We start from the raw sequence: 25,491 nt of genomic DNA, 5'->3' as shown, positions 1-25,491 counted from the left end.
TGGCCGCATCGGACCTGATCCGCTGTCCAATCGTTCATATTCAAGCAGGGTTCAGCCGAAGCGTGGCAAATAGGCCACGGTTTGCAGAATTCTTCATCTGAGAGGAACACCCTAGACGTGCGTTACGCCTACGCCATTACCAGTGCGCTCCTTCTCGGCGGTGCGACCGCGACCCTGGCTTTGCAGCCGGGCAACGCCCAGGTCGCGCAGAACGAGCCCGGTTCGATCCAGGCAGTTGCCCCGCGCCAGGGCGCGCCGATGAGCTTCGCCGACATGGTCGCCAAGTTGCAGCCGGCCGTGGTCAACATCTCCACCAAGCAGTCGATCACGGTGCGCCCGCAGGCCAATCCGTTCGCCGGCACGCCGTTCGAGGGCCTGTTCGGCCAGTTCGGCGGACCGGGCGGGCCGGGCGGTGGCGGCGGTGCGCCGCAGAAGCGCGAGGGTGCCTCGCTCGGCTCGGGCTTCATCATCTCGCCCGACGGCTATGTGGTGACCAACAACCACGTCATCGCCCCGGCGCAGGGCGCGCAGGTCGATTCGATCACGGTGACGCTGCCCGATCGAAAGGAATATACCGCCAAGGTGATCGGGCGTGACGAAACGTCCGACCTCGCGCTGCTCAAGATCCAGGCGACCGACCTGCCGTTCGTGCGCTTCGGCGATTCGGCGCGGGCGCGGGTCGGCGACTGGGTGGTGGCGATCGGCAATCCGTTCGGGCTGAACTCGACGGTGACGGCGGGTATCGTCTCGGCAGTGCACCGCGTGACCGGGCAGGGCGGCGCGAACGACCGCTTCATCCAGACCGACGCGGCGATCAACCAGGGCAATTCCGGCGGCCCGATGTTCGACATGAACGGCAACGTCATCGGCATTAACAGCCAGATCTTCTCGCAGTCTGGTGGCAATATCGGCATCGGCTTTGCCATTCCGGCCGAGGACGCCAAGCCGATCATCGACACGATGCGGCGCGGCGAGAAGATCGAGCGCGGGTATCTGGGCGTGTCGATCGGCGGGCCCGTCACCGACGATGTTGCGGCCTCGCTGGGCATTCCCAAGAACCAGGGCGAGGTGATCGCCAGTGTCGAGCCGAACGGTCCGGCGGCCAAGGCCGGCCTGCGCGGGTTCGATGTGGTGACCAAGGTGAACGGTCAGGCGGTAAACCCGGACTCGACGCTTTCTTACCTCGTCGCGAACGTGAAGCCGGGCTCGCAGGTGCGCCTCGACGTGTTGCGCGGCGGCAAGCCGGTAACGGTGACCGCAACCGCGGCGGTGCGTCCCTCCAATGAGGAACTGACCGCGCTGGCCGGCGGTGATGCCAATGCCTTCCCGGAATCGGACGACGATGCGGAGGTTCCGGCAGCAGCCGGCAACGGCATCGGCCTGACCGTACAGCCGCTGACCCCGGCGATCGCGCGGGCGGTGGGCGTCGATTCGACGGTGCAGGGCGTGGTGATCGCCGCGGTCGACCAGTCGAGCGATGCGGCCGGCAAGCTGAAGCGCGGCGATGTGATCTCGGCGATCAACGGCACGCAGGTGCGCGCCGCCGCGGACGTGCAGCGGGTCGTGGCCGAGGCCAAGTCGGCCGGCCGTACGCAGGTGCTGATGCTGGTGCAGCGGGCGCGTGGTCAGCGCGGCCTGATCCCAGTGAAGATCAAGTAAGCCATCCGGCATCGAGACGCCTTTGGCATCGATACAGGGGACCGTCGCAGGAAACTGCGGCGGTCCTTTTCTTTTGGGGCTGGCGCGATAGGCTGGCGCGATGCACGGCATCTTCCTCGGCTCCGATGGGGCGACGCCCCAGATCCTCGACCTGCACCGCGCCAACCGGCACGGCCTGATCGCCGGTGCGACGGGCACGGGCAAGACGGTGACGCTGCAGCGCATGGTGGAGGGGTTCGCACGCGCCGGGGTGCCGAGCTTCGTCGCGGATGTGAAAGGCGACTTGTCCGGGCTGGGCATGGCGGGATCGCCGACCGCCAGGACACACGGTGCTTTCACGACGCGCGCGGCGGAGGTGGGGCTGACCGACTGGGCCTATGCGGCGATGCCGGTGCAATATTGGGACCTGTTCGGGCGGCAGGGCCATCCGGTGCGCGCCACGGCGAGCGAGATGGGGCCGGTGCTGCTCGCCCGGATGATGGGCCTGAACGCGGTGCAGGAGGGGGTGCTGACCATCGCCTTCCACCTGGCGGACCGGGAAGGGCTGTTGCTACTCGACCTGGACGATCTTCAGGCGATGCTGGCCGCGTGTGCCGCCAGGGCGGACGAGCTGACCGCGACCTATGGCAATGTGTCCAAGCAATCGGTGGGGGCGATCCAGCGCGCGTTGCTGCAGTTGCGTGCGCAAGGAGCGGAGCATTTCTTTGGCGAGCCGGCGCTGGCGCTATCCGACCTGATCCGCACCGACGATGCCGGGCAGGGCGTGGTCAACATATTGGCGGCGGACCAGTTGATGGCGAGCCCGAAGCTGTATGCGACGTTCCTGCTGTGGCTGTTGTCCGAACTGTTCGAGCAACTGCCGGAGGTGGGCGACCCCGACAAGCCAGTGTTCGTCTTCTTCTTCGACGAGGCGCATCTGCTGTTCGACGATGCGCCGCCGGCGCTGATCGAAAAGATCGAGCAGGTGGTGCGGCTGATCCGGTCAAAGGGTGTCGGCGTGTACTTCATCACCCAGAACCCCGTCGATGTGCCGGAGCGGATTGCGGGGCAGCTGGGCAACCGGGTGCAGCATGCGCTGCGCGCCTTTACCCCGCGCGATCAGGCGGCGGTACGCTCGGCCGCCGAGACATTCCGTGCCAGTCCCGGCGTGGATGTCGCGACCGCGATCACCGAACTGAAGGTCGGCGAGGCGCTGGTTTCGCTGTTGCAGGCGGACGGCGCGCCGGCCCCCGTCACGCGTACGCTGATCGCGCCGCCGGTCAGCCGGGTGGGGCCGGTGACGGCGGAGGAACGGCGCGTGCTGGTGGCGACCGATGCGGTGGGCGACCGGTACGACGTTGCGGTCGATCGGGAGTCGGCGGAGGAGGTGCTGGCGGCCAAGGCGGAAGCGGCGGCGGCTTCTGCGGCGGCGGACAAGGCGGAAGCCGAGGCGGCGAAGGAGGCGAAGCGCGGTGGGGCCAGGTCCAACTGGGACGTGATGGCGACCAGTGCGGCGCGGGCGGCGAGCTCTTCGCTGGGGCGGCAGGTGGCCAACGAGATCGGGCGGCAGGTGTTTGGCGGCAAGCGGCGGCGCGCCTCCGGCGGGGGCGGTGTGATGGGCGCGGTGGTGCGTGGCGTGCTGGGGGGATTGTTCCGGGGGTAAGAATTGCCACGTGGCGCTGCACTGCTTGGCAGCCCCTCACCCCGACCCTCTCCCCGGAGGGGAGAGGGAGAAGCGTGTATTTACTTCTTGATCAGGCCGATTTCGACCAGGCGCTCGTAGAGATAGTCGTGCGCGGTGATCGGCGTTTCGTAGCGGTTGGGATTGTCCGCGGTGATCGTGCCGGGCAGCGTTTCGATCAGGAAATCGGGCGCGGGATGCAGGAAGAAGGGCATCGAATAGCGCGAATGGCCGCGCCGCTCGGGCGGCGGGTTGACGACGCGGTGGGTGGTCGAGGGCAGGACGTGGTTGGTCAGGCGCTGGAGCATGTCGCCGACATTGACCACCATCGCGCCCTCCGGCGGCTTGATCGAAAGCCACTGGCCCGAATCGCGGTCGAGCAGTTCGAGGCCGGCTTCCTCCGCACCGAGCAGCAGCGTGATGAGGTTGATGTCCTCATGCGCGCCGGCGCGCACCCCTTCGGCATCGGCGGGAATGGGGGGATAGTGGAGCAGGCGCAGGACCGAATTGCCGTCGCGAACCGCCGGGTCGAAACAGTCCGGCGCCAGCTTCAGGTGGCGGGCGATGGCGGAGAGCAGGCGGTCGCCGGCGCGGTCGAACGCGGCGAACAGCTCGACAAAGGTATCCTTGAACCCCTCCGGGCGGGTCGGCCAGATATTGGCGGGCATCCTGTCGGCGAAGCGGTGCCCGGCGGGCAGCTCGCGACCGACATGCCAGAATTCCTTGAGGTCGACGACCTTGGCATCCTTGGCGATCTCGGTCTTGAACGGCGTGTAGCCGCGCGCGCCGCCGCCGCCGGGAACGTGATATGCCCGCTTCTCGTCCTCGGGCAGGTCGAACAGCGCGCGGGTCTCGCCCCAGGCGCGCTCGATCAGATCCTGGGGGATGCCGTGATCGGCGACGATGGCGAAGCCGAAGCGTTCGAACGAGCCACCGAAATTGGCGGCGAAGCCATCGGGATCACGGGCCTGATCGTTGAGGCTGAGGATCGGCACCTGGGCCGTGGGCGTATCGAGCATGAAAGCCTGTCCAAACAAAAAGCGTCCTGAACCCATCATATAGGCGGTGTGAGCGGTGGCGGATAGCGGTAGCGCCACGCCGCGCGGAGACGGGTTCCGCGCATCGCACGGCGCCGCTATGGACAGCGATCATGACCGATTCCCCCTCGCCTCCCGCGCCAGACAGTCCTGGCGCGCCGATCGGCTTTGTCGAATTCGTACTGCTGGTCGCCGCGCTGATGGCGCTGGCGGCGCTGGGGATCGATTCGATGCTGCCTGCGCTGCCCGCGATCGGCGACAGCCTGGATGTGCGCGACCCCAACGCCCGCCAGTTCGTCATCACCGCCTTCCTGATCGGGTTCGGCGTCGCGCAACTGGCGCATGGGCCCCTGGCGGATCGGTTCGGGCGGCGGCGGGTGCTGATCTGTGCGCTGGTCGGCTATGTGATCGCCAATGCGCTGGCCGCGGTGGCGGGCAGCTTCACGCTGCTGCTGGCGGCGCGGGTGTGCGGGGGCGCGGCGGTGGCGGCGACGCGGGTGGCGACGGTGGCGCTGGTGCGCGACTGTTACCAGGGGCGCGCCATGGCCAAGGTGATGTCGATCGCCTTCATGGTGTTCATGGTGGTGCCGGTCCTGGCGCCCGCATTCGGCGAGTTCATGCTGATCTTCGGCCGATGGCGGGTGATCTTCTGGGCGATCGCCGGGCTGGCCGCGCTGGTGCTGGCGTGGTTCGCGATCCGCATGCCCGAGACGCTGGTCCCTGAGCGGCGGCTCGCGATCGCGCCGGGGCGGATCGCGCGCGGCTGGTTGCAGACGGTGAGCGACCGGCTGTCGCTGGGCTATACGCTGGCCTCCACCGCGCTGATGGGGGCGCTGTACGGTTATCTGAATTCGGTACAGCAGATCATGGCGGAGACGTTCGGCCGGCCCGCACTGCTCGCCGTGGTGTTCGCGACGACCGCGGCGACGATGGCGGTGGCGAACCTGCTCAACTCGCAGATCGTGATGCGGCTGGGTACGCGGTTGATCAGCCATGGTGCGGTGACCGCGCTGATCCTGCTGTCGGCGATCCATCTGGCGGTGGTGTGGACGGGGCACGAGACGCTGTGGGCGTTCGGCATCCTCCAGGGCCTGACCATGGCGTGCTTCGGCCTCGCGACGTCCAACTTCTCGGCGATGGCGATGGAGAATATGGGCGGGATCGCGGGCACCGCCTCCAGCGTGCAGGGCTTTACCAGCATCACCTTCGGATCGGTGATCGGCGCGCTGATCGGTCAGGCGTTCGACGGCACGCCCGTGCCGCTGGTCGCGGGCTTCCTGGTGGCGGGGCTGATCGCCTTCGGCCTGGTGTTCGTCACCGAGCGCGGCCACGTCTTCCGCCGCGGCTGACGGAACCCGGCCCGGCGCCCCGCCGTTCGACCTCCACGATTTGCATGGGTTGTGGAGAAGGAGTCGATCATGGGCGGACATCAGGTTCAGGGCCGGGGCACGGGCGACGACGGCTGGGACGAGGAAGGCTATGACGAAAGCCAGCGCGCCGAGATCCTGGAAGCGACGCGCAACGGCCCGACCGACGGCGTGCTGCTGACCGATGTCGATCCCGATCTGGGCGACGACGATGCCGAGGACGAGCCGATCGACGAACTGGACATGGATTCCGAAGAGGTGGGCGAAAGCGACGCCACGGTGACCATGGACGAGGACGATATCGACGAGGACGACGTTCAGGACGATTTCGACGCCGATACCGTCGAGGATGACGAACTCGACGACAAGGATGATGCCGCGCTGCGTCCCTGATACCACACGCGTTATCGAAGCCGGCGTTCCATTCGATGGAGCGCCGGTTTTTTTATGTCTTCACAACGAGGTAGCGTTGCTCCGCACCATGACGCGTGGCGGATTTGCACGCCTGCCCATGTGATTCTTGGCAGCATCGGGCGGCATACAACCTCAGACAGGTTCAGCGGTGCCTCATTATTGACGCAAAACCGCCAATTTCAAGGCGCCGCCGCGGCATCGCCACGCCACGTCCATAATCCGTTAATGCAAGTGACAGGAACTGTTGCGTCGCAGCAACACCCTCGGAAAAGGCACCCATCCGGGATCATCTTTGTGCAACTCCCGCGGGCTTGCGCGGTTAAGCGGGTCACGGGCCACGCGGCACACTGGATCGCGGCCCCCCAAATAGAAGAAGAAGGGTATCTCTCATGCGTAAGCTTTCCCTCGCAGCCGCGATTGCGGCCGCGTTCGTCGCCGTTCCCGCAGCGGCCCAGGACACCTATTCCGACTCGTCGGCCCCCGCGACGGCGCCGGACGGCACCAAGGCGTTCGGGTTCGAGCCGTATGTGGCGGTGATGGGCGGCTGGGAAGGTTTCGACCGCCGCGTCGGTCACGGCATCCCCGACACCGCGATCGGCGGCCGCAAGCTGCAGGGCGCGATCGTCAACGGCATCGTCGGCGTGAATGTGCCGCTGGGCCCGGTGTTCGTCGGTGCCGAGGGTGAGGCCATGAAGGGCGTCGACGGCGCGATCGACTGGGGCTACGGCGCCGCCGGCCGCTTCGGCTTCCGTTCGGGCGAGAGCGGCCTGTTCTACGGCAAGGTCGGCTATCGCTGGGTGAACTTCGCCCGCTACGGCAACGACAGCCCGGACTTCCACGCGATGACCTATGGTGTCGGCGCTGAGGTCGGCCCGAAGGACATCGGTCTGGGCGGCATCACTGGCAACTCGGGCCTGCGTTTCCGCTTCGAGGTTTCGACCTTCGGCGACGCGGACAGCTTCCGCCCGACCGCGGGTGTCGTCGCACACTTCTGATCGTTTACCGATCCAGTAAAAGCGTACCAGTACCGCGTACATCAACGGGGTCCGGCCAGGTGCCGGGCCCCGTTTTCTTTTGCGCGTGCGCCACCCCATATCGGCGGCATGAGCGGACGGGTGAAGCGCAAGGCGGCGTTGGCGGCTGGGGAAGCGAGGGCGGCGGCGGTGGTATCCGATGCCGGGCTGTGCGCGCTTTGCGGCCGTATGCTGGGGCGCCGGGTGGAATGGCACCATGTCGTGCCCAAGAGCGAGGGCGGACGCGAGACGGTGCCGGTGCATCCGATCTGCCACCGCACCATCCATGCGCTCGTCTCCAATGCGGATCTGGCGCGGCATTTCGCCGACCTGGAAACCCTGCGCGCGCGCGAGGATATGGCGCGTTACCTGAGGTGGATTGCCAACAAGCCGCCCGACTTCCATGCGCCGACACGGAAAATGCAAGGCTAAGGCTGGTTGCTGTAACGCAGGCCGACTCCTAACGCATTGTTATGGCACGAAGTGGTTTGCGGGTTTCGTCGGGTGGTTTCCTGCGTGACGGGCGCCTCGTCCTGATCGGACTGGCGCTGGGGCTGGCCCTGCCGCATGTCGCGGACTGGCGGCAGGTGGGCGATGCGGTGGCGGGGGAGATCGGCGTGACCGATCTGGAACGCGTGCTGCGCCGCCTGTGGCCGGGCCAGTGGGCGCCGATGGGCGAGGCGGCGAGCGGCCGGTTCGTCCGTTGCCGGCGGGGGGAACGGGCGGACTGCGTCGTGGATGGCGACACGTTCCGCATGGGCGGCGATACCATCCGCATCGCCGACATCGACACGCCGGAAACGCACCCGCCCCGCTGCGCCGCCGAGGCGCGCAAGGGCGAGGCGGCGACGGAGCGGATGCGTGAACTGTTGAGCGCAGGGCCGTTCGTGATGGAGCCGCAGCCCCGCGCGCGCGACAAATATGGGCGCAAGCTGGCGGTGGTCAGCCGCGACGGCGTGTCGCTGGGCGCGCAACTCGTCGAGGAGGGGCTGGCGCGGCCCTATGCAGGGGGCAAGCGGCGGGGGTGGTGTTGACCAGTTATATATTTTGGGTTGAAGGCGGGCAATCACGTGATTGCCCGCCCGCTCAACTGGCTAGTGCCTGGATCATCTGACGCTTTGCTTGAGCAATGGCAATCTCGGCATCAGACCGATTGAAGTAGCTCTCGGTGGAATGCATCGCCACATTCTTACCGTCAAAGCAGTGCCAGCGCCACATGAAGTCGCGATCCATGGACGTCCAGAAGGTTAGTGAAGTCATGTCAAACTCCATCATCCCGGATATATCCAACCTTACAGGCGATCGTTTGTCCTGCTGATTGCGAGAGAAAACTTACTAGCCTCCAGTATTCCGGTTGAGCGTTCTGTTAAGTCTATGTGCAATAGCCCGTTTTCACGCCTTGTCATGTTGGCCTGCGGTTAGCCTGTACTCATGCGGGTCTCCTTCCTAAAGAGTGTAGGGAGTGACGGAGATGCTAATAGCATTGGCGCCACTCCCGCTGGAACTTGAGAAAAAGCGCTTACGCGGCAGCCACCCCGGCTTGCGAGAACATGTCGCCCATGCCCGCGGGAGCTTCCTCGTTCGCCGGCTTGGCGCCCTTGGCCTTTTGGCGCTTGTCGAACGAATCCCACACGTCGTTCCACTGGCCCTTGGTCGCGGCCTTGGAATATTCGGTGGCGCGCTGCTCGAAGAAGTTGGCGTGCTCGACGCCGTTCAGCATCGGCGCGAGCCAGGGCAGGGGATGCTCGTCGATCATGTAGATCGGCTTCAGGCCGAGCTGGCCCATCCGCCAGTCGGCGATATAGCGGATATACTTCTTGATCTCCTTGGGCTTCATCCCCTCGACCGGGCCCATTTCGAAGGCGAGGTCGATGAAATTATCCTCCAGGCGAATCGTCGTCTGGCAGACATCGGCGATGTCGTCCTTCACCGCCTTGGTCAGGCACTGACGCTCGTGGCAGAAGGTGTGGAACATCTTGATGATGCCCTCGCAGTGCAGGCTTTCGTCGCGGATCGACCAGGTGACGATCTGGCCCATGCCCTTCATCTTGTTGAAGCGCGGGAAGTTCATCAGCATCGCGAACGAGGCGAACAGCTGAACGCCCTCGGTGAAGCCGCCGAACATGGCCAGCGTGCGGGCGATGTCCTCGTCCGAATCGACGCCGAAATTCTGCATGTAATCATGCTTTTCCTTCATCTCGGCATATTCGAGGAAGGCGCCATACTCGCTTTCGGGCATGCCGATCGTGTCGAGCAGATGGCTGTAGGCGGCGATGTGCACCGTCTCCATGTTGCTGAACGCGGTCAGCATCATCTTGATCTCGGTCGGCTTGAACACGCGGCCGTATTTCTCGTGGTAGCAGTCCTGCACCTCGACATCGGCCTGGGTGAAGAAGCGGAAGATCTGGGTGAGCAGGTTGCGCTCGTGATCCGACAGCTTCTGCGCCCAGTCGCGGCAATCCTCGCCCAGCGGCACCTCTTCGGGGAGCCAGTGGAGCTGCTGCTGACGCTTCCAGAACTCGAACGCCCAGGGGTATTCGAACGGCTTGTACTGCTTGGAGGCCTGAAGGAGGGACATGGGATTACTCCGGTACGAAGAAGGGGAAGGAATGGGCGGCGCCGGTGGCGTCGCAGTCATGGCGCGATGCTCCATGCCTTGAGCGCCGCGGCGGAGGCGGCGAGCGAGGCGGCGCCGGCCAGCGCCATGATGCCGATCATGCGATAGGCATAGACCTTGCCCGCGCTTTGCGGACGGGTGAGCGCCAGCAGCAGCGCGCCGCCGATCAGGGCGAGCACGCCGGCGACGATATACATGATCGCCCAGCCGGTCACGATGCCACCATTTCGGGTGCGGTGCGTTGGCACGTCGAACCCATCACAGGAGGAAAACGATGGTCGATATCAGCCAGATCCAGGAACACGCAGAAGTCATCGGCGCGGACGGCACGCATGTCGGCACCGTCGACCATGTCGAAGGTGACCGCATCAAGCTGACGAAGAACGATTCGCCGCAGACCGAGGACGGGCAGGGCGCCAAGCATCATTACATCTCGGTCGGCCTGGTCGCGGACATCGAGGACGGCAAGGTCCGCCTTTCCGCCAACGGCGCCGAAGCGGTGACGTTCGAAGAGACGGAGTGATCCGTCACGTCCCTCTCCCGCCGGGAGAGGGAGGGAGCGGCCGACAGGCCGCGGAAGGGTGAGGGCGGTGCCGGTCATGCGGTGCCGCCCTTTTCCTTTGCCATATGCCGGACACCGAAATGCGACGCGATATGGGCGAGAACGCCGTCAAGATTGTTGGTGACGTCGCCGTTCGCGATACGAAGCGTGCGATACCCGGCATGCGCCATCAGTGCCGCGCGCGAGGCATCGGCAGGGGCGGTCAAGCCATGCGTATCACCATCGACTTCGATCACGAGACGTTCCGAAAACAGAATATGTCAGCATAAGAAGGGCCGACAGGGACCTGATGGCGCCATTTCAGGGCGGGAAGACTTTCGCGCAGAGCGCGCAACAGGCGGCGTTCGGGCGCGGGGGCCTCGCGACGAAGCTGACGGGCTTTGGCGGTCGTGCCACCCGGTTGCTGATCGTAGAGCTTCATCTCGCCCTCACCTTCCCACCCGGCCTTGCCGGGCGGGCCCCTTCCTCTCCCGATGGGAGAGGCGTTCAGGGCGAGGGCAATCCGCTACCCTCGCCCGATCACCTCACTGACACGCCAGGCATTCGTCATAGTCGGTGGACTCGCCCAGATCGAACTTCGGCTTGTCGATCGTGTTGTCCGCCTCGACGCCGCCCGACCCTTCCGAACCGGCGAAGCCGGCGCGCTGGACGGACTTGGAACGCAGATAATAGAGCGACTTGATGCCCAGTTCCCAGGCGCGGAAGTGGAGCATCAGCAGGTCCCACTTCTCGACATCGGCCGGGATGAACAGGTTGAGCGACTGTGCCTGGTCGATGAACGGCGTGCGGTCACCGGCCAGTTCGAGCAGCCAGCGCTGGTCGATCTCGAAGCTGGTCTTGTACACATCCTTTTCCTCCTGGGTCAGGAAGTCGAGATGCTGGACCGAGCCGCCATGCTCCAGGATCGAGCTCCACACCGCCTCGGAATTCTTGCTCTTCTGGTTGAGCAGCTTTTCCAGATACGGGTTCTTGACCGCGAAGCTGCCCGAAAGCGTCTTGTGGGTGTAGATATTGGCCGGGATCGGCTCGATGCAGGCGCTGGTGCCGCCGCAGATGATCGAGATCGACGCGGTCGGCGCGATCGCCATCTTGCATGAGAAACGCTCCATCACGCCGACATCGGCGGCGTCGGGGCAGGGCCCGCGCTCGACCGCCAGCGTCATCGACGCCTGGTTCACCTGCGCGTTGACATGCTTGAACATGCGCAGGTTCCACGACTTGGCCATCGCACCCTCGAACGGGATGCCGCGCGCCTGGAGGAAGGAGTGGAAGCCCATGACGCCGAGGCCCACCGAACGCTCGCGCCCCGCGGAATAGGCGGCGCGCTCCATGCCCGGCTCGTGCCGGTCGATATAGTCCTGCAACACATTGTCGAGGAAGCGCATCACGTCCTCGATGAACTGCTTGTCGTCCTTCCACTGGTCCCAGGTTTCCAGGTTGAGCGAGGACAGGCAGCAGACCGCGGTACGGTCGTTGCCGAGGTGATCGACGCCGGTCGGCAGCGTGATTTCCGAGCACAGGTTCGAGGTCGATACCTTCAGGCCCAGATCGCGATGATGCTTGGGCATGGTCGAGTTCACGTGATCGGCAAAGACGATGTACGGCTCGCCGGTCTGGAGGCGGGTTTCGACCAGCTTCTGGAAGAGCGAGCGCGCGTCGAGCGTGGCACGGACCTCGCCCGTCTTGGGGCTCTTGAGCTGCCATTCGGCGCCGTCGCGCACCGCTTCCATGAAGGCGTCGGGGATGAGGACGCCGTGATGAAGGTTGAGCGCCTTGCGGTTGAAGTCTCCGCTGGGTTTGCGGATCTCCAGGAACTCCTCGATCTCGGGATGCGAGATGTCGAGATAGCAGGCGGCCGAGCCGCGGCGCAGCGATCCCTGGCTGATCGCCAGCGTCAGCGAATCCATGACCCGGACGAACGGGATGATGCCGCTGGTCTTGCCGTTCAGGCCGACCGGCTCGCCGATGCCGCGGACATTGCCCCAATAGGTGCCGATGCCGCCGCCGCGCGAGGCCAGCCACACATTCTCGTTCCAGGTGTCGACGATGCCGTTCAGGCTGTCCGGCACCGAGTTCAGATAGCAGGAGATGGGCAGGCCGCGCCCGGTGCCGCCGTTCGACAGAACGGGGGTGGCGGGCATGAACCACAGCTTCGAGATATAGTCGTACAGACGCTGCGCATGGGCGGCGTCATCGGCATAGGCGGAGGCGACACGGACGAACAGGTCCTGGAAGCTCTCGCCCGGGAGCAGATAGCGGTCCTTCAGCGTCTCCTTGCCGAAATCGGTCAGGTTCGCGTCGCGCGCGTGATCGACCTCGACCGGATAGGGCTGGGGCCGAATCGCCTTGCTGTCCGCTGCCGCGGGGGCAGGGGTGGTGTCGAGCGCCATGCTGGTCTGGCCCTTGTCGATCGTGTCGGTGGTCATGTCGCTGTCCCGGCTGAAGTCCATCGCGAAGCCGCTCCTTGTTCTCAATTCGTTCGACTCGTGGCGTTTGCCCAGTCTAACCCCAAGCAGCTGGATTGTTAGAACAAAAAGAGATCATGCATCGCATTTCGCGCGCACGACACCCCCGCCGAGCCATCGTGGATCGGCCGTGTTCATACCAGAGCTTGGGTGGGCCCCTCGCGTCTTATACCAGCGCTTGTGTATAATCCGCGTCAGGCTCGCAAGAGGATAAGCGGTGAGACGAGCATCGGTTCCGGGGGCCGATGCGGCCCCGTCCGGTGCGACGCATGGATGTCTGCGGGGTTCGCGAAGCGCAAGAGGCAAAATATTTTTTTGGGCGGCAAATTGCGCGGGCCAGCACAAGGGATGGTGTCGGGCATCGTGATCAGACCACCAGCTTCGGTGTCCCCAGGCGGCCAGGTGAGCGCGCGGATCCCGCCCGAGTTGAACGGTGCGCTGGCCGTCGATACGGGAAAGCCATGTCCCTCGGCCTGCCCTTCATCCTAATCCTGCTCGCCGGAATCGGCATCGCCGTTCAGGCGCCGACCAATGCGGCTCTTGCCAGAACATCGGGGTCGGTGCTCCTGGCCGCGTTGGTGTCCTTCGTGGTCGGCACGGTGGTGCTGCTGGTCGCCTGGACGGCGCTGGACCGCACCGCGCCGGCGGCGCTGCGGGGGGCGCCGTCCTGGGCGTGGCTCGGTGGCTTCTATGGGGCAGGGTTCGTCGCGGCGATCGCCTTCGCCGCGCCGCGACTGGGGCTGGCGACCGCGCTGACCATCGCGATCGCCAGCCAGTTGGCGACCGCTCTCGCGCTCGATCATTTCGGCCTGCTGGGGCTCCGGACCGACCCGGTGACGATACCCAAGCTGCTGGGCGCCGCGCTGGTGATCGCCGGCGCGGTGCTGGTCCGGCGCGGATAGGTCAGCGCTCACCCGCCTGGCGCAGCGATCGTGCGGGCGGGTTCAGCCGCTCCAGATTGAAATGCTCGGCAAACTGGATGCCGGCGCGGCCATCGCGGGCCCAGCGAACCTGGGCGGTGAACATCTGGTCTTCGAGCAGCTCGATCAACAGGTCGACGCCCACCGCCTCGCCGTCGATGGCAAGGCCGTCGATCATCGCTCCCGTCGCGGACATGTCGCGGATGCGGACATCGCCGTCGATCACCGCACCACCCGCATCCCGGACCGCGACGCGGGCGGAGCGCAGCATCTTGACGCGTGGCGCACGGCTGACCCGGAATCCGCTTGCAGTGGCATAGCCGCGCCTGGCGGATAGTTGCGCCAGTGCATCGTCGGCATTGGCCGGCTGGCCATAGACGAAGCCCTGAATATGGCTGCACCCCAGATCGGCGAGGAGCGCGATCTCGTCCTGATGCTCGACACCTTCGGCCGTGGTTTCCATGCCCAGCGTGTCGGCCAGCGTCACGATCGCACGCACGATCGCGGCGTTGCGGTTGCCGGGCTGCGCGGTGCCGCGGACAAAGGACTGGTCGATCTTGATCTTGTCGATCGGCGCGGTGCGCAGATAGCCGAGGCTGGAATAGCCGGTGCCGAAATCGTCCAGTGCCAGACGGATGCCCAGGCCCTTCAGCGCCTTGAACATCTGGTCGGTATCCGTCGATCCGTCGAGGAACACGCCCTCGGTGATCTCCAGCTCCAGCCGGTCCGGGGCGAGGCCGGCATGGGCGAGCGCGCTGGCGACCAGATCGGGCAGGCGGCGATTGGCGAACTGGATCGGCGAGACGTTGACCGCGACCCGCACTCCGCCCGGCCAGCGTGCCGCCTCGCGACAGGCGGTGCGCAACACCCATTCGCCCAGCGGTTCGATCAGGCCGCACTCCTCGGCGATGGGCACGAACTCGGCCGGCGAGACGGCGCCGCGCGTCGGATGCGTCCAGCGAAGCAGCGCCTCGTAACCGACGATGCGGGCGTCGCCGGTTGCGACGATCGGCTGATAGGCCAGGTGGAAGCTGCCCTGCGCCAGCGCCTCGCGCAGATCGGATTCCAGCCGCTGGCGGGTGCGCGCGCCTTCCAGCATCTCGTCGGCATAGAAGCGGTGGACGCCGCGCCCGTCGCCCTTGGCGGCATAAAGGGCAAGGTCGGCATTGCGGACCAGCGTCTCGCCATCCTGGCCGTGCTGGGGGGCCATGGCGATGCCGATCGAGCAGCCGATCGTGACCGCGCCGTCCTCGATCATATAGGGCTGGGAAAGGGCGGTGATGATCGTGCGCGCCAGCCGCCCCAGCCGTTCGCGGGCATCGATATCGGGAAGCAGCACCTGAAACTCGTCGCCGCCCAGTCGGCCGACCAGCCCGGCATCGCCGACACATTCCTCCAGCCGCCGGGCCACCTGTTTCAACAGCGTATCGCCCGCCTGATGGCCCAGCGTGTCGTTGACCGCCTTGAACCGGTCGAGATCGAGCAGGAACAGGCTGGCAGGCCGGTAGGGGCCGGAATCGCGTGCCAGCGTCTTGTCGAGGGCGGTGCGCATCCGCTGGCGATTGGCGAGGCCAGTCAGGCTGTCGGACAGGGCGAGACGGGTGATCTCCGCCTGGGAACGCCGCTTTTCGGTCAGGTCGGTGCCCGAGCCGATAAAGCCCTGGAACCGGCCGAGCGAGTCGATCATCGGCCGCCCCGAGATCGACCACCAGCGCGCACCCTCCGCATCGGCGGCGGCGCAGACCGAATAGTCCGAAAAGGCGGTGCGGGAGGCGAGGTGAAAGGCCAGGGTGCGTTCGGCGCCAAGGGCCAGCGCATCGACGCGGAACAGATCGGCCAGCGCCGCGTCGGTCGTGCGCATGCCGCAGCGGGCCAGGTCGGCGGCAACCTTGTCGGTCAGATAGGTGACGCGGCCATGCCGGTCCGTTTCCCAGAACCAGCCGGTGCCCTGATTCTCGAACTCCGCCACCATCTTGGCGGCGGTGCGGCTCTCGACCGATTGCTGCGCGTGCGTGTCGGCGGTCGCCCGGTCGACCAGCCCCAGCCGCCGGTTGACCAGGATCAGGGCGCCCAGGCACGACAGTGCGGTGACGAACGTCGCATCCACCCCCTTCAGCGCGCCGATGGTCAAGGCCAGCCCGGCGGCCAGCCCCAGCGTCATCGGTCGCACGTCATGCGCGGCCACGACGCTCAGCCCGATCGCGCCGGCCAGCGCCACCATGCAGCCGAGCCGCACCGGATCGGGCAGATCGGTCGCGATCCACATCTGCATGGTAAGCGTCGCGGCGAGAAGTGCGGCGACAGTGGCAAGGACGCGGTGCCGCTGGAAAGGATGCCAGCGTTCGCGCACCATCCAGCGGAGCAGCGGCATGCTGCTCCCCGACAGGAGCAGCGCCAGCCCCGTGAACAGCGCGGCGGGCATCAACGCGACGGTCTGGCCACTGCGTGCCAGCATGACGATCAGAAAGGCGGAAGCCGCCGCCTGCGCCACCACCGCAAAGGGCCAGGTGGCGGCAAGCTGGTCTTGCCGGACATGCTGGAGAATCGCCACCTGATCGCGCTCATCCTCGGCAAGTCCCAGCAGGCAGGCGATCGATACGGGTCCGTCAAGAAGGGCTGATCGCAACATGACGTCGACGCTAAGTGGCTCAAGTTGCGAAACTGGACAGTGGATGTGGTTAATGCCGGCTGTCCGCCGATTGCATCGCGCGCGCGCATCGCGCAAAGGCCTGCCATGACCACGATCATCCGCGACACCGACCTGATCGAGAGCGTGGCCGACGCGCTCCAGTTCATCAGCTACTATCACCCGATGGATTATATCCGTGCGCTGGGCGAGGCCTATGAGGCCGAGCAGAGCCCCGCCGCCAAGGATGCCATCGCCCAGATCCTGACCAACAGCCGCATGTGCGCCGAGGGGCACCGGCCGATCTGCCAGGATACCGGCATCGTCACCGTGTTCGTCAAATGGGGGCAGGATTGCCGCCTGTCCGGCGACCGGTCCTTGCAGGAGGTGGTCGACGAGGGGGTGCGCCGAGCCTATCTGCATCCCGAGAACAAGCTGCGCGCCTCGATCCTGGCCGATCCGGCCTTCACCCGGCGCAACACGCGCGACAACACGCCCTCGGTGCTGCACGTCGAAATGGTGCCGGGCGCCAAGGTGAGCGTGGACGTCGCCGCCAAGGGTGGCGGCAGCGAGAACAAGTCGAAGTTCAAGATGATGAACCCCAGCGATTCGATCGTCGACTGGGTGCTGGAGATGATCCCGCAAATGGGTGCGGGCTGGTGCCCGCCCGGCATGCTGGGCATCGGCATCGGCGGCACCGCCGAGAAGGCGATGCTGCTCGCCAAGCAGTCGCTGATGGGCGCGATTGACATGGGGCAGCTTCGTGCGCGCGGGCCGCGCAACGATCTCGAGGCGCTTCGCATCGAACTGATGGACAAGGTCAATGCGCTGGGCATCGGCGCGCAGGGGCTGGGCGGGCTTTCCACCATCCTCGACGTGAAGATCCTCGACTGGCCGACGCATGCGGCGTCCAAGCCCGTCGCGATGATCCCCAATTGCGCCGCGACCCGCCACGCGCATTTCACGCTGGACGGTTCGGGCCCGGTCTATCTTGAAGCGCCCAGGCTGGACGAATGGCCCAAGGTCGACTGGAAGCCCGACGTCGCGGCCAAGCGTGTCGATCTCGACGCGTTGACGCCGGAGGTGGTGCAGAGTTGGAAGCATGGCGACCGGCTGCTGCTGAACGGCAAGATGTTGACCGGGCGCGACGCTGCGCACAAGCGGATCGCCGACATGCTGGCCCGGGGCGAGGAACTGCCGGTCGAGTTCAAGGGCCGGGTGATCTATTATGTCGGGCCGGTTGATCCGGTGGGCGAGGAAGTGGTGGGCCCGGCGGGTCCGACCACCGCGACCCGGATGGACAAGTTCACGCGCATGATGCTGGAACAGGGCCTGCTGGCGATGGTCGGCAAGGCCGAGCGCGGGCCGGCCGCCACCGAGGCGATCAAGGATCACCGCTCCGCCTATCTGATGGCGGTGGGTGGTGCGGCCTATCTGGTCGCACGGGCGATCAAGGGATCGAAGGTGGTCGGGTTCGAGGACCTGGGCATGGAGGCGATCTACGAGTTCGAGGTGCAGGATTTCCCCGTCACCGTCGCGGTGGATGCCGAGGGTCAGAACGTCCACCAACTCGCCCCGCTGGTGTGGCGCGAGAAGATCGCGAAGGAAGGGCTGCTGACGCCGGCTTGAGGAATGCTTGGGTGAGCGTGGAGCGCAGGACCGGCTTGCCGGAAAAGGCCATCATCATCCGCGAGGCGTCCGGCGGCGACCACGCGGCGGTGGTGGCCATGCTGGCACCCGTCATTGCTGCGGGCGAAACCTACGCCCTGCCGCGCGACATGGATGCGCAGGCGCTGGCGGGATATTGGTTCGAGAGTGGCAAGCGCACCTTCGTTGCATGCGACGGCGAGGGTGCGCTGCTGGGCAGTTACTATTGCCGCGCGAACCAGATGGGTGGCGGCGCGCATGTAGCCAATTGCGGCTATGTCACGGCGCCGGCCGCACAGGGAGGCGGCGTAGCGCGCGCGATGGCGCTGCATTCCTTCGATATCGCTCGCATGGCGGGCTTCACCGCGATGCAGTTCAATTTCGTGGTGGCGAGCAACAGCCGGGCGGTCGCGCTGTGGCGATCATTGGGTTTCGAGGACGTCGGGCGCGTGCCGGAGGCGTTCGCACATCCGACGCTCGGACTGGTCGACGCGCTGATCCTGTTTCGACGGCTATAACCGAACACCCTGCGCCGGAAATGAGAAGAGGCTGCCGGGAGGCGTCTCTCGACGTCCCGACAGCCCCTAAACATGGTCAGCGGCCGGAGAGCTCCAGCCCGGGAGACCATGCAGGCCTCAAGACCTTGGGGACCATGCCGTTGCTTGGGGGAGAATACCCCCCGGCCGATCCGGCGGTCTTAGAAGCGCGTCCCCCGAACGAACTGAACCGACCCCATTGCTGAACCATGAGACATCGGATCACCTCCTTTCGCTTGTTGATAGCCAATGCGGCCATCACTGGCCGCAGCGCCAATGTGTGATGGCCGGTGCCGATAAACAAGTCTTGTAATGACCGGGCGTTTGGCCGACCCTCTTGCGCCGCCGATGAGTCGATCAGCCGCGGCAATCCTCGATCACCCGACCGATCTCGGCATAGGCCGGCACGACCAGCGGCGGCGTGCCCGGCTGCTCCAGCACGAATCGGCCGCGGGTGAAGGCCATTGCATCCAGCAGCGAGTCGCCGGCCGCCAATACGGCCGTGCCACCCGACTGCAGGGGCAATGGGCGCGTGGTGCTGGAGGTTCGGATCGTCGCGGTGCCGGCTGGCGCGCCGGCGCGCACCAGCGTGATGCGCCGGGTCGCCGCATCGCAGCGCAGCGTCAGCGCCGGCGTGCCTGTGCCAAAATTCGCGATCGAGCCGCCCGCCTGACGCGTATAGCGCCACGTGCCAGAGGTCAGCGGCCAGTCGCGCCAGTCGGGGCCGAGGGCGACGGTGGGTGCGGGCGGGGGCGGGGTAGGGGCGGCCGGGGCGGGCGGCGGGGGGGGCGGTGCCGGCTGGGTGGCGGGGATGCAGGCGGAGACCAGGATGGTGGCCGCGAGTGGTATCAGGCGGAGCAAAGAGGCGAAGCGCATGCCCGCTCTATGGGCGAGGCAGGAGGGCGGCTCAACCTTTCCGGGCGGGCCCGTTGCGACGGAACCGCGCTGCGGGGCGACGGGTTCAACCTGGATCAATGGAGACCCCTATGTCCGACACCGCTGATACCCCTACGCTGCTGCTCGTTCAGGCCAATGTGGCGCATACGATGAAAGTGGAAAGCCGGGACGGCGATACGGTGGGCACCGTATATTCGTTCATGGTCCACAAGCGCAGCGGCAAGGTGACGCACGCGGTCCTGTCGCTGGGCGGGTTCCTCGGCATGGGCAAGAGCTTCTACCCCGTCCCCTTCTCGCTCCTCCAGTTCGACTCGGTGCGCGACCAGTACGTCATCACCATCGACCGCCGCCTGCTGGAAGGCGGCCCGAGCTGGTCGAACAACGCGCCCGTATTCGACCAGGCCTATGCCGACCGCGTCGCAAGCTATTACAGTGTCGGCAGCGAGAATGTGTCGATCGAATAGGTAAAGCGATGACAGGGGGCGGTACGATAGGAATCGTGCCGCCCCCCGTTAAGCATCACGCCCGCCGGCCACTGGCGAATTTCTTGCTCTTGCCGAACCGCGTCTTGCGGGTGCCCGGCTTGCCTTCGTTGGAGCGGCCCATGATCGGGGCCTTCTGTTCGTGGACGGGCAGGCCCAGCTCCTCGTTCTCCAACTGACGGATCTCGTCGCGCAAGCGACCGGCCTCCTCGAATTCGAGGTCGGCAGCGGCCTTGCGCATCTTCTTTTCGAGTTCCTCGATATAGGCCCGCAGATTGTGGCCGACCATGTGCGGACGCTCGTCGTCGATCGGCACGGTCACCTGATCGCCCGAGGCGACATGCGCGATGATGTCGCCGATATTCTTGCGTACGGTCGCAGGCGTGATGCCGTGTTCGGCATTATAGGCCATCTGCTTTTCCCGGCGCCGCGCGGTTTCGCTCATCGCGCGTTCCATCGAGCCGGTGATGCGATCCGCGTACAGGATTACGCGACCGTCGACGTTGCGAGCGGCGCGGCCGATCGTCTGGATCAGCGAGGTTTCCGATCGCAGGAACCCCTCCTTGTCGGCGTCCAGGATCGCGACCAGCCCGCATTCGGGAATATCCAGCCCCTCACGCAGCAGGTTGATGCCGATAAGCGCGTCATAGACGCCCAGACGCAGATCGCGGATCAGCTCGATACGCTCCAGCGTCTCGACGTCGGAGTGCATGTAGCGGACTTTGATCCCCGCCTCGTGCATATATTCGGTCAGGTCCTCCGCCATCCGCTTGGTCAGCGTGGTGACAAGCGTACGATACCCCCGCTCGGTCGTCTTGCGAACCTCGACGATCAGGTCCTGCACCTGTTCCTCGACCGGCTTGATCTCGATCGGCGGATCGATCAGCCCGGTAGGGCGGATCACCTGTTCGGCAAAGACGCCGCTCGTCTGCTCCATCTCCCAACTGCCCGGCGTCGCCGACACGCACACGGTTTGCGGGCGCATCGCATCCCACTCGTTGAAGCGCAGCGGCCGGTTGTCGATCGCCGAGGGCAGACGGAAGCCATATTCGGCCAGCGTGATCTTGCGACGATGGTCGCCGCGCGACATGCCGTTGATCTGGCCGATGGTGACATGGCTTTCGTCGACGAACAGCACGGCGTTTTCCGGCAGATATTCGAACAGGGTCGGCGGCGGCTCGCCGGGCAGGCGGCCAGTCAGGAAGCGACTGTAATTCTCGATACCGTTGCAACTGCCGGTTGCCGCGATCATTTCGAGGTCGAAGTTGGTACGCTGTTCGAGCCGCTGGTGTTCGAGCAGCTTTCCCTCCGCTTCCAACTCCTTCAGCCGCTCGGACAATTCGTGCCGGATCGCCTCGGCCGCCTGCTTCATCGTCGGGCCGGGGGTGACATAGTGCGAGTTCGCATAGACGCGCACGGAGTTGAGGTTCGCGACCTTCTTACCGGTGAGCGGATCGAATTCGGTAATCTCCTCGATCTCGTCACCGAAGAAGGAGATGCGCCACGCCGAATCTTCATAATGCGACGGGAAGAGTTCCAGCGTGTCGCCCTTCACGCGGAAATTGCCGCGCTGGAAAGCCGCGTCGTTGCGCTTGTATTGCAGTGCGACGAGCTTGCGCACGATTTCACGCTGATCGACGCTTTGCCCTTTCTTCAGGTCGAAGATCATCGCCGAATAGGTCTCGACCGAACCGATGCCGTACAGGCACGACACCGAAGCGACGATGATGACGTCGTCCCGCTCCAGCAGCGCACGCGTGGCCGAGTGGCGCATGCGGTCGATCGACTCGTTGATCGAGGATTCCTTCTCGATATAGGTGTCGGACCGCGGCACATAGGCTTCGGGCTGGTAATAATCGTAATAGCTGACGAAATATTCGACCGCGTTGTTCGGAAAGAAGTTCTTGAACTCTCCGTACAACTGTGCGGCCAGGATCTTGTTGGGGGCGAGGATCAGGGCGGGGCGCTGCAACGCCTCGATCGTCTTGGCCATGGTGAAGGTCTTGCCAGAGCCGGTGACACCGAGCAGCACCTGATCCTTCTCGCCCGCCCGTGCCGCCGCGACCAGTTCGGCAATGGCGGTGGGCTGGTCGCCGCTGGGGGTGTAGTCGGTCACCAGCTCGAAGCGGCGGCCGCCCTCCGCCTTTTCCGGGCGGCTGGGGCGATGGGGGACGAAGGCGGGGCCGGTTTCCGGCTCGTCTAGGGTCGTGCGGATCTGGATGGCCATGGCGGGGATATGGGGCTTTGTTCTCGTTTCGTCACCTGTGCCCACGTAAACGGTTTCGTGCCCTGCAAGTTCAGGCGCGGCGATCGGTCAGAGCGGCGGCGATCGTGAGGATCAGCGCTGCGGCCGTGGCCAGCCACAAGGCATGGGGGCCGGCATGGAGATGCGCGAACGCGCCCAGTGCGGCCCCGGTGACAAGCGCGCTCCACAACAGCAGATGCGGAATCCACGCCCAGCGTGCGCCGCCGGTGATCGCGGCGGCGAGCCGCTGGCCCAGCTTGACCAGTGTACCGGTCATGTAGGTGACGCCGATGCTGACCTCGCCATCACGCTGGAACACGCCGTTGGCGGCACCCATCGCCGCGGCCATGACGAAGACGGCGGACGGTGCGTTCAGCAGGGCGGCGACGGCAAGCAGGATGGTGACCAGCAGCAGGACCACCGGCTTTCGCGCCATCCCCGCCACACGCGCGGCCAGCGCACCGGCGATCACGCCGCCGACAAACGCGCCGACCAGTCCGGCTGCGACCGCCGCCATCGGGCCTCCCAGGACGAGATCGACCGCAAGCTGCGTCGAATTGCCGCTCATGAAGGAGACAAACAGGCCGTTCAGGGTAAGAAAGCCGACGGCATCGAGATAGCCAGCCAGCGCCGCGACGCCCGAGGCAAGGAGCCAGAAGCGTTTCCGATATCGGTTCACGAATCGACCCTTAACGGTTGTAGCGGAGGATTGCACGGCGGCTTGCGCGCGCTACGCTGACGATCGTCATCGATCACGGGGGACATCATGCGTCATCTTTGTGCCACCGCCACGCTGGTCGCCCTCGCGACGCCGGCCATGGCCGAGCCGGATTATGCCGCGGCCGTGAAGGCGGATTACGATCGCGACCTGAAGGGCTTGTGGGACTGGTTTCACCGAAATCCGGAGCTGTCGTTCAAGGAGGAGAAGACGGCGGCGCGGATGGCGGCGGAGCTGCGCCGGGTGGCGGGGATGCAGGTGACGGAGAAGGTGGGCGGCACCGGGGTGGTCGGCGTGCTGCGAAACGGTGCGGGGCCGGTGGTACTGGTGCGCGCCGACATGGACGGCCTGCCGGTGGAGGAGAAGTCGGGGCTGCCCAATGCCAGCACGGTGCGTCAGGTGGGTGTCGATGGCGTGGAGGCGCCGGTGATGCACGCGTGTGGGCATGATGTGCATGTCACGGCGATGGTGGGGACGGCGCGGCGGCTGGCGGCGTTGAGGGACAGGTGGCAGGGGACGGTGGTGTTCGTCGTGCAGCCGGCGGAGGAGCGCGTGGGCGGGGCGAAGGCGATGCTGAAGGACGGGCTGTATGCGCGGTTCCCCAAGCCGCAATATGCCGTGGCATTCCATGTGGATGCGGAGCGTGCGGCGGGCACCGTTTCCGCGGCCGAGGGCATCCAGTATTCGTCGTCGGATTCGATCGACATCACCGTGCCAGGCATCGGTGCGCACGGCGCCAGTCCGCATATGGGCAAGGATCCGGTCTATATGGCGTCGCAACTGGTGATCGCGCTGCAAGGCCTGATCAGTCGCGAGCAGCAGCCGTTGCGGCCGGGGGTGATCACGGTCGGATCCTTTCATGCCGGCCTGAAGCACAACATCATCTCCGACCAGGCCCGGTTGCAGGTGACGGTGCGCGCCAATGACGAGGAGGAGCGCGCACGACTGGTCGCCGGGATCGCCCGCGTGGCGCGCGGTGTGGGCGAGCTGAACGGCATGCCCGCCGACAAGATGCCGGTGGTGACGGTGATCGAGGGAACGCCGACGACGATCAACGATGCGGCGCTGGCCGGGCGGCTGAACGCCGTGCTGGCAACGACGCTGGGCGCGGATCATGTTGCGCCGTTCACGCAAAAGGGAATGGGGGCGGAGGACTTCGCCTATTACGTCCAGCCGGATACCCGCGTGCGCGGCTATTATTTCTCGGTCGGCGGTACGCCGGCGGATGTCGTCGCCGCCGCCAAGGCCGGTGGGCCCGCCATCCCCTCGCACCACAGCCCACAGTTCAAGGTGTCGCCCGAGCCTGCGGTGGTGACCGGGGCGGTGGCGACGACGGCGGTGGTGCTGGACCTGCTGAAGCCGGGGGCGGCGTCCTAGCGGAAGCGGTCGGCACCGGCGGCGTCGAGGCAGCGGAGCAGCCGGTCGCGCGGTGTCTCCGCCACCGCGGTCGGGCGGTAGGGGCCGATCTCGACCGGGCGACCGAGCGCCACGGGGGTGAAGCCGCGCTGGCCGGTGCAGCGCATAGACGCAGCGAGCAGCGCGGGCGGCGTGTCATAGGCCTCGTAGGAGAGGCGGAACGTGCCCCAATGGATCGGTATCGCATGGGCGGCGCCGAGCCGGCGATAGACCTCCACCGCATCGACCGGGCCGATATGGCTACCCGATGCCATCTGGCCAGGCGCGAACCGGAACGCGCCGATGGGGAGCAGCGCCAGCCGCACGGGACCGAGCCGTGCCGCCTCCACCGGCCAGCGGCCGTCGCCCATGCCCGTATCGCCCGCAAAGAACAGGTTGCCGCCGGGCAGGGTGATGGTGAAGCTGGACCACAGCGCCCGGTTGCGGTCGGCGAACCAGCGGCTGCCCCAATGGTGGTTGCGGGTGACGACGACCGAGATGGCGGGGCGCAGGGCAAGGCGCTGCCCCCAGTCGAGCGCGGTGGCGGGCACGCCGGCCTGCGCAATGACGCTGTCGTTGCCGAGGCTGGTGACGATATGCGGCCGGTCCCGCAGCCAGAGACGGCGCAGCGTATCCAGGTCCATATGGTCGTAATGATTGTGGCTGACGACGATCAAGTCGATCCGGGGCAGGCGATCGAACGCGATGCCGGGCGACGCGACGCGCGATGGGCCCATGCCGAAGGGCCCGGCGGTGTCCGCCCAGATCGGGTCGGTCAGGATGTTGAGCCCCTGCGTCTGGACCAGCACCGTGGCATGGCCGACCCAGGTGGCGACCATGCGCTGGCCCTGCACCCGGTCGGGGGGTGCGACCGGGTCGATGCGCACCGATGCCGGCCATGGCGGCCGGTCGTCGCTGCCCGTCAGGTAGCGCCAGAAGAAACCGGCACGTCCGCCGCCGCCGGGCGCGCGCATCGTATCCTCGTCGCCGTCCGGGTTGAAGAAGCGTTCGGTGTCGAAATGGCCGCTGGCGGGGCCGCGATAATAAATGCGGTCCAGGAAGCGCGGCACGATCGTGACCGCAAGGCCGAAGAGGATCAGGAGCAGCGCGACGAGCTTGGCAAGGACTTTCAGAACTGCGGCCACGCCCGCTCCTTCATGCATGATGATGGGACCAACGTATGTCAGGGCTCTCGGGGTCCGGCAAAGTCCGCCGTCCGCATATTGCGCCG

The 25,491-nt window shown here is 66.2% G+C and carries 23 protein-coding genes and 1 pseudogene; 13 read left to right on the top strand and 11 right to left on the bottom strand.

The window, feature by feature from the left end:
* Window positions 1-117 precede the first annotated feature (117 nt).
* Entirely contained in the window at window positions 118-1,659 is a 1,542-nt protein-coding gene (locus GQR91_RS02200) for a Do family serine endopeptidase (RefSeq protein ID WP_149680995.1), read from the top strand.
* A 100-nt stretch (window positions 1,660-1,759) separates the two neighbouring features.
* The gene (locus GQR91_RS02195) at window positions 1,760-3,301 is read left to right on the top strand and encodes a helicase HerA-like domain-containing protein (protein WP_149680994.1); all 1,542 of its coding nucleotides are present in this window, start codon (window positions 1,760-1,762) and stop codon (window positions 3,299-3,301) included.
* A gap of 80 nt (window positions 3,302-3,381) precedes the next feature.
* Here the strand turns inward: GQR91_RS02195 and GQR91_RS02190 are convergent, their stop codons facing one another.
* Window positions 3,382-4,338, bottom strand: coding sequence for an isopenicillin N synthase family dioxygenase (locus tag GQR91_RS02190; RefSeq protein WP_149680993.1), 957 nt, complete (start codon window positions 4,336-4,338; stop codon window positions 3,382-3,384).
* A gap of 131 nt (window positions 4,339-4,469) precedes the next feature.
* Here GQR91_RS02190 and GQR91_RS02185 point away from each other — a divergent pair, with 131 nt between their 5' ends.
* From GQR91_RS02185 to GQR91_RS19440, 5 genes are all read left to right on the top strand, one after another.
* Entirely contained in the window at window positions 4,470-5,705 is a 1,236-nt protein-coding gene (locus GQR91_RS02185; protein WP_149680992.1) for a multidrug effflux MFS transporter, read from the top strand.
* Window positions 5,706-5,774: 69 nt separating this feature from the next.
* Complete coding sequence (locus tag GQR91_RS02180; RefSeq protein WP_112381753.1) at window positions 5,775-6,116, top strand: DNA primase; 342 nt, start codon at window positions 5,775-5,777, stop codon at window positions 6,114-6,116.
* Between the two features lie 410 nt (window positions 6,117-6,526).
* Complete coding sequence (locus GQR91_RS02175) at window positions 6,527-7,132, top strand: opacity protein (RefSeq protein ID WP_149680991.1); 606 nt, start codon at window positions 6,527-6,529, stop codon at window positions 7,130-7,132.
* A gap of 108 nt (window positions 7,133-7,240) precedes the next feature.
* Window positions 7,241-7,582 carry an HNH endonuclease gene (locus tag GQR91_RS02170; RefSeq protein WP_149680990.1) on the top strand — a complete coding sequence of 114 codons (342 nt, stop codon included), beginning with the start codon at window positions 7,241-7,243 and terminating at the stop codon, window positions 7,580-7,582.
* Between the two features lie 41 nt (window positions 7,583-7,623).
* Window positions 7,624-8,184 carry a thermonuclease family protein gene (locus tag GQR91_RS19440; RefSeq protein ID WP_235903841.1) on the top strand — a complete coding sequence of 187 codons (561 nt, stop codon included), beginning with the start codon at window positions 7,624-7,626 and terminating at the stop codon, window positions 8,182-8,184.
* Window positions 8,185-8,236: 52 nt separating this feature from the next.
* Here GQR91_RS19440 and GQR91_RS02160 read toward each other — a convergent pair whose 3' ends face one another.
* From GQR91_RS02160 to GQR91_RS02150, 3 genes are all read right to left on the bottom strand, one after another.
* The gene (locus tag GQR91_RS02160; protein ID WP_149680989.1) at window positions 8,237-8,425 is read right to left on the bottom strand and encodes a hypothetical protein; all 189 of its coding nucleotides are present in this window, start codon (window positions 8,423-8,425) and stop codon (window positions 8,237-8,239) included.
* A 244-nt stretch (window positions 8,426-8,669) separates the two neighbouring features.
* Window positions 8,670-9,728, bottom strand: coding sequence for a ribonucleotide-diphosphate reductase subunit beta (locus tag GQR91_RS02155; protein ID WP_149680988.1), 1,059 nt, complete (start codon window positions 9,726-9,728; stop codon window positions 8,670-8,672).
* 56 nt (window positions 9,729-9,784) lie between these two features.
* On the bottom strand, window positions 9,785-10,015 hold the full coding sequence (locus GQR91_RS02150) for a hypothetical protein (RefSeq protein ID WP_346266277.1): 231 nt from the start codon (window positions 10,013-10,015) through the stop codon (window positions 9,785-9,787).
* 26 nt (window positions 10,016-10,041) lie between these two features.
* Here GQR91_RS02150 and GQR91_RS02145 point away from each other — a divergent pair, with 26 nt between their 5' ends.
* The gene (locus GQR91_RS02145) at window positions 10,042-10,290 is read left to right on the top strand and encodes a DUF2171 domain-containing protein (RefSeq protein ID WP_112381266.1); all 249 of its coding nucleotides are present in this window, start codon (window positions 10,042-10,044) and stop codon (window positions 10,288-10,290) included.
* Window positions 10,291-10,364: 74 nt separating this feature from the next.
* Here the strand turns inward: GQR91_RS02145 and GQR91_RS02140 are convergent.
* Both GQR91_RS02140 and GQR91_RS02135 read right to left on the bottom strand, forming a co-directional pair.
* Window positions 10,365-10,750: pseudogene (locus tag GQR91_RS02140) on the bottom strand (endonuclease domain-containing protein).
* Window positions 10,751-10,853: 103 nt separating this feature from the next.
* Window positions 10,854-12,719, bottom strand: coding sequence for a ribonucleoside-diphosphate reductase subunit alpha (locus GQR91_RS02135; protein ID WP_375781591.1), 1,866 nt, complete (start codon window positions 12,717-12,719; stop codon window positions 10,854-10,856).
* Between the two features lie 536 nt (window positions 12,720-13,255).
* Here GQR91_RS02135 and GQR91_RS02130 point away from each other — a divergent pair.
* Window positions 13,256-13,696: a DMT family transporter gene (locus GQR91_RS02130; RefSeq protein WP_112381263.1), complete on the top strand. Its 441-nt coding sequence runs from the start codon at window positions 13,256-13,258 to the stop codon at window positions 13,694-13,696.
* Between the two features lies 1 nt (window position 13,697).
* Here the strand turns inward: GQR91_RS02130 and GQR91_RS02125 are convergent, their stop codons facing one another.
* Window positions 13,698-16,343 carry an EAL domain-containing protein gene (locus tag GQR91_RS02125; RefSeq protein WP_149680986.1) on the bottom strand — a complete coding sequence of 882 codons (2,646 nt, stop codon included), beginning with the start codon at window positions 16,341-16,343 and terminating at the stop codon, window positions 13,698-13,700.
* Between the two features lie 105 nt (window positions 16,344-16,448).
* Here GQR91_RS02125 and GQR91_RS02120 point away from each other — a divergent pair, with 105 nt between their 5' ends.
* Together GQR91_RS02120 and GQR91_RS02115 are read left to right on the top strand one after the other, a co-directional pair.
* Window positions 16,449-17,969: a fumarate hydratase gene (locus GQR91_RS02120; RefSeq protein ID WP_149680985.1), complete on the top strand. Its 1,521-nt coding sequence runs from the start codon at window positions 16,449-16,451 to the stop codon at window positions 17,967-17,969.
* A 98-nt stretch (window positions 17,970-18,067) separates the two neighbouring features.
* Window positions 18,068-18,505 carry a GNAT family N-acetyltransferase gene (locus GQR91_RS02115; RefSeq protein ID WP_149681459.1) on the top strand — a complete coding sequence of 146 codons (438 nt, stop codon included), beginning with the start codon at window positions 18,068-18,070 and terminating at the stop codon, window positions 18,503-18,505.
* 375 nt (window positions 18,506-18,880) lie between these two features.
* Here the strand turns inward: GQR91_RS02115 and GQR91_RS02110 are convergent, their stop codons facing one another.
* Window positions 18,881-19,399 carry a hypothetical protein gene (locus GQR91_RS02110; RefSeq protein ID WP_149680984.1) on the bottom strand — a complete coding sequence of 173 codons (519 nt, stop codon included), beginning with the start codon at window positions 19,397-19,399 and terminating at the stop codon, window positions 18,881-18,883.
* Between the two features lie 110 nt (window positions 19,400-19,509).
* On the opposite strand from GQR91_RS02110, the gene GQR91_RS02105 reads away from it, so the two are divergent.
* Complete coding sequence (locus tag GQR91_RS02105; protein ID WP_112381259.1) at window positions 19,510-19,884, top strand: PRC-barrel domain-containing protein; 375 nt, start codon at window positions 19,510-19,512, stop codon at window positions 19,882-19,884.
* 55 nt (window positions 19,885-19,939) lie between these two features.
* Here GQR91_RS02105 and uvrB read toward each other — a convergent pair whose 3' ends face one another.
* Window positions 19,940-22,129 (bottom strand): excinuclease ABC subunit UvrB, encoded by a 2,190-nt coding sequence (gene uvrB / locus GQR91_RS02100; RefSeq protein WP_112381258.1) that lies wholly within the window; start codon window positions 22,127-22,129, stop codon window positions 19,940-19,942.
* Between the two features lie 70 nt (window positions 22,130-22,199).
* Window positions 22,200-22,826 (bottom strand): YoaK family protein, encoded by a 627-nt coding sequence (locus GQR91_RS02095; protein ID WP_149680983.1) that lies wholly within the window; start codon window positions 22,824-22,826, stop codon window positions 22,200-22,202.
* An 87-nt stretch (window positions 22,827-22,913) separates the two neighbouring features.
* Here GQR91_RS02095 and GQR91_RS02090 point away from each other — a divergent pair, with 87 nt between their 5' ends.
* Window positions 22,914-24,242 (top strand): amidohydrolase, encoded by a 1,329-nt coding sequence (locus GQR91_RS02090; RefSeq protein WP_149680982.1) that lies wholly within the window; start codon window positions 22,914-22,916, stop codon window positions 24,240-24,242.
* Here GQR91_RS02090 and GQR91_RS02085 read toward each other — a convergent pair.
* Entirely contained in the window at window positions 24,239-25,423 is a 1,185-nt protein-coding gene (locus GQR91_RS02085; RefSeq protein ID WP_149680981.1) for an MBL fold metallo-hydrolase, read from the bottom strand. The genes GQR91_RS02090 and GQR91_RS02085 overlap by 4 nt on opposite strands.
* Between the last annotated feature and the right edge of the window lie 68 nt (window positions 25,424-25,491).

Origin of the sequence: Sphingomonas carotinifaciens, assembly GCF_009789535.1 — a bacterium.
Classification (GTDB): Bacteria; Pseudomonadota; Alphaproteobacteria; order Sphingomonadales; family Sphingomonadaceae; genus Sphingomonas; species Sphingomonas carotinifaciens.
The sequence above is the reverse complement of the archived record's forward strand: the minus strand, read 5'-3'. Positions and strand labels throughout refer to the sequence as shown.

Coding starts and splice junctions, on each gene's coding strand:
- GQR91_RS02195 (WP_149680994.1), top strand. CDS start 1,760: ATGCACGGCATCTTCCTCGGCTCCGATGGGGCGACGCCCCAGATCCTC.
- GQR91_RS02190 (WP_149680993.1), bottom strand. CDS start 4,338: ATGCTCGATACGCCCACGGCCCAGGTGCCGATCCTCAGCCTCAACGAT.
- GQR91_RS02185 (WP_149680992.1), top strand. CDS start 4,470: ATGACCGATTCCCCCTCGCCTCCCGCGCCAGACAGTCCTGGCGCGCCG.
- GQR91_RS02180 (WP_112381753.1), top strand. CDS start 5,775: ATGGGCGGACATCAGGTTCAGGGCCGGGGCACGGGCGACGACGGCTGG.
- GQR91_RS02175 (WP_149680991.1), top strand. CDS start 6,527: ATGCGTAAGCTTTCCCTCGCAGCCGCGATTGCGGCCGCGTTCGTCGCC.
- GQR91_RS02170 (WP_149680990.1), top strand. CDS start 7,241: ATGAGCGGACGGGTGAAGCGCAAGGCGGCGTTGGCGGCTGGGGAAGCG.
- GQR91_RS19440 (WP_235903841.1), top strand. CDS start 7,624: ATGGCACGAAGTGGTTTGCGGGTTTCGTCGGGTGGTTTCCTGCGTGAC.
- GQR91_RS02160 (WP_149680989.1), bottom strand. CDS start 8,425: ATGATGGAGTTTGACATGACTTCACTAACCTTCTGGACGTCCATGGAT.
- GQR91_RS02155 (WP_149680988.1), bottom strand. CDS start 9,728: ATGTCCCTCCTTCAGGCCTCCAAGCAGTACAAGCCGTTCGAATACCCC.
- GQR91_RS02145 (WP_112381266.1), top strand. CDS start 10,042: ATGGTCGATATCAGCCAGATCCAGGAACACGCAGAAGTCATCGGCGCG.
- GQR91_RS02135 (WP_375781591.1), bottom strand. CDS start 12,719: ATGGCGCTCGACACCACCCCTGCCCCCGCGGCAGCGGACAGCAAGGCG.
- GQR91_RS02130 (WP_112381263.1), top strand. CDS start 13,256: ATGTCCCTCGGCCTGCCCTTCATCCTAATCCTGCTCGCCGGAATCGGC.
- GQR91_RS02125 (WP_149680986.1), bottom strand. CDS start 16,343: ATGTTGCGATCAGCCCTTCTTGACGGACCCGTATCGATCGCCTGCCTG.
- GQR91_RS02120 (WP_149680985.1), top strand. CDS start 16,449: ATGACCACGATCATCCGCGACACCGACCTGATCGAGAGCGTGGCCGAC.
- GQR91_RS02115 (WP_149681459.1), top strand. CDS start 18,068: ATGCTGGCACCCGTCATTGCTGCGGGCGAAACCTACGCCCTGCCGCGC.
- GQR91_RS02110 (WP_149680984.1), bottom strand. CDS start 19,399: ATGCGCTTCGCCTCTTTGCTCCGCCTGATACCACTCGCGGCCACCATC.
- GQR91_RS02105 (WP_112381259.1), top strand. CDS start 19,510: ATGTCCGACACCGCTGATACCCCTACGCTGCTGCTCGTTCAGGCCAAT.
- uvrB (WP_112381258.1), bottom strand. CDS start 22,129: ATGGCCATCCAGATCCGCACGACCCTAGACGAGCCGGAAACCGGCCCC.
- GQR91_RS02090 (WP_149680982.1), top strand. CDS start 22,914: ATGCGTCATCTTTGTGCCACCGCCACGCTGGTCGCCCTCGCGACGCCG.
- GQR91_RS02085 (WP_149680981.1), bottom strand. CDS start 25,423: ATGCATGAAGGAGCGGGCGTGGCCGCAGTTCTGAAAGTCCTTGCCAAG.